Below are 1,350 nucleotides of genomic sequence, written 5' to 3'. Positions count from 1 at the left end.
GGTTCTTCGTCACATCATGTGGATTTGGCCTGATCCAGCAGGCGGCCCACGGGGCTGCCAATCAGGTAGATCATCGCGATGAAGTTGGCCTCGTTCCGGTAGCCGCGCGCGCGTGATCGAGCCGCTTGGAACAAGCCGTTCATGCCTTCCAGGCGTGCGTTAGTCAGGCCGGAGGTCCAGCGCCTCACCACCTGCTCGGCATGCCGCTCCAGCGTCGTCAGGGCCTTCGCCATCGGCTTGAGCAGTGCCTGGCCGGTAACGGCCTCGCGCATGACCTTGAGGTAGTTCGTGATGCGCCACCGGGCGGCACGCGGCGTCGGTGCCTGCTGGATCCAGCGCAGCTTTTCCTTGATCACCCAGGCATCGCCGGTGGCTCCCTGATCGGCTACCAGCTCCTGGAGAGCAGCGATCTGCTTGGCCGTCAGGTTGCCATTATCCAGGTTCTTCAAGACCGCCCATCGGAGGGCCTTGGGATGCCCCTTCTCACGGCGTTCCTTCTTGCGAACCTCGTCCAACGCCTTGGTGAAGGTCTGCACGATGTGGAACCAGTCGACCGTCACTTCGGCGTTGGGCAGGTGCTCGGCAACGCCGCTCAGGAAGGCCTGAGACATGTCGCAGACCACCTCGACCACATTGTCCGAGTCACCGCCATGCTCGGCCAGAAAGCCACAGAAGGCCTCGATGGCGGCCTTGCCGTGGCCGGGCACGGCGAAGATGACCGGCTCCTGTTGACGCTGCATGTCGAGGAACACCGTGACATAGCGCTGGCCCCGTCGTGAGGCCGTTTCGTCCACGCCGACGGTGGTCACGCCTGTCAGGTCCAGCTCACCCAGCATGCGGCCCACGTAGTGGTGCACGATGCGCCACAGGCGCTTGTCGGTGATCTCCAGTTGCCGGGAGACGGCCAGCACCGGCATCTCCTTGACGAGCGACATGGCCGCCTGCTCGAACAGCAGGGTGAAGTCGCTGCCCGGGCGCGCCCAAGGCACCTCGATGCGCTTGACGCCATGCTCGGGACACTTGGTGCGAGGCACGCGGGCGTGCAGGTAACAGTGATGCTGAAAGAAGTTCAGATGCCGCCACGTCTTGTCGGCAAAGTCATGGGCTGGGCAGGCCTTGCCGCAATCCGGGCAGGGGTAGAGGCTGCCCCGCTCGGCCTCGACATAGAGATCCAGGCGGTGGGGCGACACGGCGGTATCCAGGTGCTGGTCCTTGAGAACCCAGGGCGCTTCCAGGCCCAGGCCGAGGGTCAAAATCTGGGTGCCGTCCATGCCATGCCTCCTGTCCAAGTGGAGGTCATATCCTGACCTAGCTCAGGGGGCGAATTCCACACCCAACGACGAAGAGCCC

Annotated in this window: 1 protein-coding gene; it reads right to left on the bottom strand. The window is 64.2% G+C overall.

Annotated elements, in window-relative coordinates:
• Positions 1-14 precede the first annotated feature (14 nt).
• On the bottom strand, positions 15-1,271 hold the full coding sequence (locus tag OP496_RS17765) for an ISL3 family transposase (RefSeq protein WP_280565245.1): 1,257 nt from the start codon (positions 1,269-1,271) through the stop codon (positions 15-17).
• Between the last annotated feature and the right edge of the window lie 79 nt (positions 1,272-1,350).

Source organism: Chromohalobacter sp. 48-RD10, from assembly GCF_029889785.1.
GTDB lineage: Bacteria > Pseudomonadota > Gammaproteobacteria > Pseudomonadales > Halomonadaceae > Chromohalobacter.
This window is presented reverse-complemented; position numbering and strand designations above follow the sequence as displayed.

Bases quoted from the DNA above. Each gene is read 5' to 3' on its own strand.
- OP496_RS17765 (WP_280565245.1), bottom strand. From the start codon at position 1,271: ATGGACGGCACCCAGATTTTGACCCTCGGCCTGGGCCTGGAAGCGCCC.